Raw genomic sequence first — 6,644 nt, 5'->3', positions numbered from 1 at the left:
TGTGCAGTGGACATGGTGAACCAGCGCAAGTATGTTTCCAACCGACAAAGCTATGCCTACATCCGGCGCACCAGCGACCGGCTGTGCAAGGAATACGGCCTGTCCGTGGTGATGCCCGGTCAAGACCGGGGCAAGAGCTATGCCGAGTGGGACGCGCACCGCAAGGGCACGAGCTGGAAGGCGAAGCTGAAAACCGTCATAGATGCAGCCCTCCGGCAGGCCAAGGATTTTGACGATTTTCTGCGGCTCCTGCAGGAGCAGGGCTACGAGGTCAAGCGGGGCAAGTACGTTTCGTTCCGTGCGCTCGGACAGGAACGGTTCACCCGCTGCAAAACGCTGGGCGAAGCCTACACCGAGGAAGCTATCACCGAGCGCATCAAAGGGAGGTTCGTGGAGCGGAAACCCAAAGAAAACCGCAAAATTTCGCTGCGGATTGATTTGGAGAACAGCATTAAGGCCCAGCAGTCCGCAGGGTATGAGAAGTGGGCAAAACTCCACAATCTGAAACAGGCTGCCCGGACGCTGAACTTTCTGACGGAGCATGAAATTGATAGTTACCCGGATTTGGAAAGCCGGGTGGCCGAGATCACCGCCGCCAGCACCGAAGCTGCCGCCGCATTGAAAGCAGCAGAGCGCCGGCTTGCAGAAATGGCCGTGCTGATAAAGGATGTAACCACCTGTAAGGAACTGCACCCACTGTTGCAGGAGTATCAGCGGGCTGCTGACAAAAAGCAGTTCCGACGTAAGCATGAAGGAACCTTGATTCTCTATGAAGCAGCGGCGAAAGCTCTAAAAGAGCAGGGCTTTCAAAAGCTGCTCGACCTCTACGCCCTGAAAAACGAGTATAAGCAACTGGCCGAGCAGAAAGACCAGATGCAGCGGCAGTACAATGATGCCAAACGCCAGATGCAGGAGTATGGCATCATAAAGCAGAATGTGGACGGCATTCTGCGGACAGCACCGGGAAAGGAGCAGGTGCAGGAACGGTAAGCTGCGCAAGTTTTCCTCGCAATCGGCTGACAGTTCAGACAATATCTGCTATAATTAAAACAATGATTCTTAGAAAAAATCCTCAGTTGGAAAGGAGATTTTTCAAATGGACAGCAACCTCATTCCGTATCAGCCTGTAATCTCCGATATTAAAAATTTGATTGCCGCAGGCCAGAATGTTGCCTATAATGCAGCTAACCGCGCAATGATTATGACCTACTGGAACATTGGAAAGCGCATTGTTGAAGAGGAACAGAGCGGTGCCGAGCGTGCAGAGTATGGCAAACGGCTGATTTCGATTCTGTCTGATGAACTTACGAAAGAGTTTGGAAGCAATTATTCTGGTAGAAGTCTCCGATACTACCGAAAATTTTATTTGTGCTTTCCTGACTTTGAGATTTGGAACACGCGTGTTCCAAATCTCAACTGGTCACATTTTCGTGCGTTGTTACGTGTTCCTGACGAAGATGCCCGTGTTTGGTATATGAATGAAGCTGCCAATGAAAATTGGAGTGTTCGTACCCTTGACCGTAATATTGGCACACAGTATTATTATCGGCTGCTCCATTCTCCGAAAAAAGAAGCCGTCATTGCAGAAATGAAAGAGAAAACGGCAGCAGAACCCAAGCATCAGTTTGAACTTCTCAAAAGTCCCATCGTGGCAGAATTTTTAGGCTTTCGCACCGAAGATTCCTTTGCAGAGTCCGATTTGGAGTCTGCAATTCTTTCTCACATCCGGGACTTCCTCATGGAAATGGGAAAGGGATTTGCTTTCGTGGCCCGGCAGCAGCATATTGTGACCGATACGGAAGATTACTACATCGACCTTGTGTTTTACAACATCGAACTGAAATGCTATGTTCTGATTGACTTGAAAATGGGGACGATCACCCATCAAGATGTCGGCCAGATTGATATGTATGTTCGGATGTACGATGAACTCAAATGCAAAGAGGGTGACAACCCCACGATTGGCATTCTGCTGTGTGGCGAAACCAGCGAGGACATCGCGCGATACTCTGTCCTGCATGATAACGACCATCTGTTCATGTCGAAGTATCTGACTTACCTGCCCACTAAAGAACAGCTGCGGGTTGAAATTGAGCGGCAGAAAAATATTTTCTATATGCAACATCCTAAATTAGAGAAAAACGATAACTAATTGGAACTGAAAATATTATTGAATCCATGGAGGACACAATGAAAAAAACTGAATTACTTATAAAATCACGAGAAGCCATGATGTCGGCTGTTCAGTTGTACAATAATCCTCAAATCACGTTTAAATCAGAAACATTTATTACATTGGCAATTATTGCTTGGACTTATTTACTTCATGCATTCTATGCCAATGAAGGCATAGATTACCGTTATTTTCATAATAAGGGAAAGAAAAAAGTATATGATAAGACAAAGCATGGAGCTTATAAACATTGGGAGCTTGAGCGTTGTCTGGATTGTCAAGATTCTCCAATCGATTCCATAACTGCTAGCAATCTTAAATTTTTAATCGGAATACGGCACGAGATTGAGCATCAAATGACCAAAAAGATAGATGCATCTATCAGTGCAAAACTTCAAGCGTGTTCGATCAATTACAATTTTTACATCAAAAAATTGTTTGGAAATGTATTTGGAGTTGATCAGGAACTCGGACTTGCTATTCAATTCTCACCCATAGAAGCCGAACAGAAAGAGCAACTTTTCCGCAATGAGAAACTATCAAATAACATAAAAAACTTTATAACAGAATTTGAGGACTCTTTAAGCGAGGATGAACTTGGTAATACACATTATGCATATCGTGTTGTATTTGCACGCGTAGATGGAAAGCGTGTTAACAGCACAACAGATCAGGTTATTACATTCGTACGAGCGGATAGTCCGCAAGCGCAAGGATTAAATGCTGCGTATACACTAATAAAAGAAACTGAAAAGAAAAAATACCTTTCAAAAGATGTAGTCAAATTGATGAACGAAAAAGGATATACTTGGTTCAACACTGGAGATATGACTGCATTTTGGAAGAACGAGCTAAAGAGTAGAGAAAAATATGGAATCTATATTACCAAAAATCAATGGATGTGGTATGAAAACTGGCTTCCAGTTGTAGAAAAACATTGTCAAGAAAAGGAATTGCAAAGACACGAAGAAGCCAAAATCACATATACTCCATCCGAAATTGTTGATATTATGAAAAAGAAGGGATATTCCCGTTTTAATGTATGGTGGTTTAATCAAATATGGAAAAACGAGCTCGGCATCAAAAAAGAAAGCACAGAATATGGCTGTCCTTTGAAATATGGACATTTTGGATGGTATGAATCAATCATACCGCTAATAGAGGATTACTGCAAAAAGAATACTGGAAGATTAAAATAGAAAAAGCCGGACACAGCAGCCACAAGGCCACCGTGTCCGGCTATTTCTGTGTTGACAACGACACATTACTTTGATTAAAAATAATGTGCGGTTGTCGAGCTAGCGGTATTATTCATTCGTAAAATCAAACCTCTGTCCATCAAAATCAGCATCGGTCATGCGCTCCAACTTTGCAATGGTGCCGTTTGCCAACCGCCGCATTTCGGTATCCATATCCGGCAGGGCGGCCAGCATCCGCGCCATCGTCCGGCGGCGGTCAGAAGCGTGGTACATACAAATCAAATTTTCTTCTTCTACGCTGAAATTCATGCGTCAGACCTCCATTTCGTGTTGCTTGCTGCGGGCCGCTGCCTTTTTCGGGCTGGCGGCCTGTTTTGTTTCGGAAAGCTGCTTGCGGACGGAAGTGCGGGGCTTGCAGATGCCCTTGTCCCGGTTTTCGTTTTTGCCAACCAGCGCATAGATGCCAAAACGGTCTTTTACGCTGGACAGATGTAAAGATTTATACGGCAGCATGGCAAGCAGCTGGTCCGTGTCCCGGCTGGATGCCAGCTTGGTGAAGTAGGGTGACACCTCCACCATGAAATGATTCTTGTCCGGGCTGTTGGGAGCAGCCAGACGCTTCATATCGGCTACGATACGCTGGGCCTCGGCCTCGATCAGCCCGGTGTGCAATGCCGCAAGGTGTTCTTTGAAGTCACCGGGCTGCGCAGATTCCCGGCTGCGCTGCTCCTGCCGGATAGCCGCTTGCAGAAGTTCCGGGTCACGGGGCTGCGTTTCATACCGCACGAACTCCCCGAAATATTTGTCCGGTCGGCTGTTGAAACGCTCTTTCGGGCCAATCTCCCGCATCCCACTTTCGTAGATCAGACGATTGGCACCCACGGGCAGGGCGGCATCCCGGATATGCTGGAAGTGCTGCTGATAGTCCAATTCATACAGATTGCCTTGCACGGTTCCATTGGCTGCGCCGGTCAGCTCCACCGCGTAGGCAAGAATCCTGTCGTGGGTCTGCTCGCCGCAGAATTTCCATGTATTGTAGGCTTGGGTGTCTTTGAGCAGCACGTCCCGTTCCCGGAAACAGAATGTTCCAGAGGGCCGGGACAGCCACAACAGCAGCTTATCTTTCGGCTGGTCGCTGCGGGCGGCCTCCCGTAGCATCTTGATGTCATAGGCAAAATCGCTCTGATAGTATGCGGTGTTCTGGTGCATAATGGCTTCCAGCGCAGCGATCACATCCATATTTTCAAATTTTTGCACGGCTTATACCTCCAATTCCTTTGTCTTTTCCCGTGGCGGCGTTTGCCTGCTCTGCTCCTTTTTTGCGGCATCCAGCTGTGCCCTGATGGATGGCTTTTTCGGCTTGGCCGTGTGGGACTTCTTGGCTTTTGGTGCCTTTTCTTCGGCCTTGACTGCGGCGGCAAGGTCCGTCAGAGAGATTTGTTCTCCGGCTTTTGCTTTGGCCTCCAACTCGCCCAGAGAGGGCGCATTGTTCAGCACACCGTCAATCATATTTTCGTTTTGTTCCGTGGAAAGCTCTGCGGTGCGCAGCGGATTTTCTCGCAAGAACTCTGGCACCTGCTGGAAGCCCACACTATCGCAGTAGTGAGCGGTATTTTGTCCGTTCTGGTGCAGCACCACCACATCCGAAACAGACAGCGAGTGTCCCTTAAAGTCTGCCGGATGGTCTACATTGAATGTACGGTAGATGTCCTCCAATGTGATGCCAGCAGTCAGCGGTGCGGCGTATACTTCCGTATAGTTGGCCTTATCCACGGTCAAACCGGCAGCCTGCAGGCGGTCGTAGGGCTCAAAACGGTAATCGCGGGTGGAATCCTCGTTGCGCAGCTGGTAGATGGAAAAGCTGTCCTGCTGCGGTGCTTCAAAGCCTGCCGCTGCGTATTCCTCTACGGTCATTCCGGCAGTCGCCGCTTCCTGCGCGATCTCGGCCTGCACCTGCGCCTTGTAGTTCTGCAAGCTCTGGTCAAAGTCAGCCAGCTTGGGCGGTTCCGGCAAGTTATACTGGCCTTGGTTGAGCAGCGGGCGGCAGTCCTGCACATAGGCCACAACAGTGTTGTAATAGGCAGCCTGTTCCGGCGAAATATTCTGTCCTTCCCGCAAAGCGGTGGTGGCCGTCTGCTCCATAGCCGAAAGATTGCAGTGCTGTTTGAGGTACGGGATAAATTCGTCCAGCACCATTTCGCGCTCTGCCTTGTCCTGTTCCCACGCTTCCGGGCCTTTGTTGTGCAGAACAAAATTTTTCCAGTTCTCGTCCTTGGCGTAGTATTCGTGGTAGTTCTGGATATGCTGAACCAAAGAACCCTCTCCGTCACCAAAATCCTGCCGTCCCTCGTAGTTATCCGGCTGGCCGTTCAGAGTAAAGTCAATACGGAATGCGGTCTTGTCGTACCAGCCGCCCGTGTAGCCGTCCTTTTCCCGGTCCGTGTGCTGGGCGGTGTCCAGTTCTTCAAAAACGCGGTTTGCCACAGACAGCGGCATGATTTCGCCGTCCTGCAGCTTGTCGCTTTCACTCCACAGAATCGTGACCGTAGGCTCTGCGGATAAATCTGTCGCAGCGGCTTTTTCTGCTTCCGGGGCAGAAAGTTCATTTGCTTTTTCCGCCGCCTCTTGGAACGCCGCCAGCTTATCGCCCAACAGAACTTCCGCCACCGCGGCTGTCTGCCCCAGCAGAGCAAGGGCTTCTTCTCCGGCATCTTTCAAGGTCAGGCCGGGTGCGTCCAGTTGGCCGCTGTCCAGAGCCTTATTATCCGGGCCATACAGGGTGTAGTCATAGCCGGAATCGCAGGTCTGGATGAACAGCGTATTGCCGTTGTCCAGCGCAAATGCAGCCTCCTGTGCAGTGGAAAGTTCTGTTTCCCGCTGCTGGCGCAGTTCTGCCAGATGTTCGTCCAGTGCGGAGATCAGTTCATGGGCCGTATTGCGGATAATTTCCAGAGAGGCTTTCAACTCGGCCAGTTCCCGGCCCGAACTCCACCCGGCCACATAACCAAAGGAATACTCGGATGTGTCCAGCCCGTAGTGCTGGCAGACAGCATAAGCTACGCTTTCGGCCTGCACCTCGCGGGTGCGGCTGTCCGGGCGGTTGGTCTGTTCCGGGTCGGTGGGGTCGATGGCGTGAAGTTTGGCGTGGGCAATTTCATGGATAGCCGTCTTGATGGTCTGTAACTGGCTCATGCCCTCTTGAATGGCAATGCGGTTGTCAAGCAGGTGGAAATAACCGTGCGCCCCGCCCTCGATGTCCTCAAACCCGATGG

The 6,644-nt window shown here is 49.7% G+C and carries 6 protein-coding genes; 3 read left to right on the top strand and 3 right to left on the bottom strand.

Annotated elements, in window-relative coordinates; all coding sequences use genetic code 11:
• The 3 genes from DWV57_RS14070 to DWV57_RS14060 form a co-directional block, all read left to right on the top strand.
• Positions 1-990 (top strand): relaxase/mobilization nuclease domain-containing protein (locus tag DWV57_RS14070; protein WP_120021106.1); only part of this gene is annotated, 990 nt, incomplete at its 5' end.
• A 106-nt stretch (positions 991-1,096) separates the two neighbouring features.
• Complete coding sequence (locus DWV57_RS14065) at positions 1,097-2,152, top strand: PDDEXK nuclease domain-containing protein (RefSeq protein ID WP_120021105.1); 1,056 nt, start codon at positions 1,097-1,099, stop codon at positions 2,150-2,152.
• A 38-nt stretch (positions 2,153-2,190) separates the two neighbouring features.
• Positions 2,191-3,372 (top strand): DUF3644 domain-containing protein, encoded by a 1,182-nt coding sequence (locus DWV57_RS14060; RefSeq protein ID WP_207653470.1) that lies wholly within the window; start codon positions 2,191-2,193, stop codon positions 3,370-3,372.
• A 108-nt stretch (positions 3,373-3,480) separates the two neighbouring features.
• Here the strand turns inward: DWV57_RS14060 and DWV57_RS14055 are convergent, their stop codons facing one another.
• From DWV57_RS14055 to DWV57_RS14045, 3 genes are all read right to left on the bottom strand, one after another.
• Positions 3,481-3,681, bottom strand: coding sequence for a transposon-transfer assisting family protein (locus DWV57_RS14055; protein ID WP_120021104.1), 201 nt, complete (start codon positions 3,679-3,681; stop codon positions 3,481-3,483).
• A gap of 3 nt (positions 3,682-3,684) precedes the next feature.
• Positions 3,685-4,611 carry a hypothetical protein gene (locus tag DWV57_RS14050; protein ID WP_207666274.1) on the bottom strand — a complete coding sequence of 309 codons (927 nt, stop codon included), beginning with the start codon at positions 4,609-4,611 and terminating at the stop codon, positions 3,685-3,687.
• A 21-nt stretch (positions 4,612-4,632) separates the two neighbouring features.
• Positions 4,633-6,644 (bottom strand): YodL domain-containing protein (locus DWV57_RS14045; RefSeq protein ID WP_120021102.1); only part of this gene is annotated, 2,012 nt, incomplete at its 5' end.

This window comes from Faecalibacterium sp. AF10-46, assembly GCF_003604105.1.
Taxonomy (GTDB): Bacteria; Bacillota; Clostridia; order Oscillospirales; family Ruminococcaceae; genus Faecalibacterium; species Faecalibacterium taiwanense.
The sequence above is the reverse complement of the archived record's forward strand: the minus strand, read 5'-3'. Positions and strand labels throughout refer to the sequence as shown.

Bases quoted from the DNA above. Each gene is read 5' to 3' on its own strand.
- DWV57_RS14065 (WP_120021105.1), top strand. From the start codon at position 1,097: ATGGACAGCAACCTCATTCCGTATCAGCCTGTAATCTCCGATATTAAA.
- DWV57_RS14060 (WP_207653470.1), top strand. From the start codon at position 2,191: ATGAAAAAAACTGAATTACTTATAAAATCACGAGAAGCCATGATGTCG.
- DWV57_RS14055 (WP_120021104.1), bottom strand. From the start codon at position 3,681: ATGAATTTCAGCGTAGAAGAAGAAAATTTGATTTGTATGTACCACGCT.
- DWV57_RS14050 (WP_207666274.1), bottom strand. From the start codon at position 4,611: ATGGATGTGATCGCTGCGCTGGAAGCCATTATGCACCAGAACACCGCA.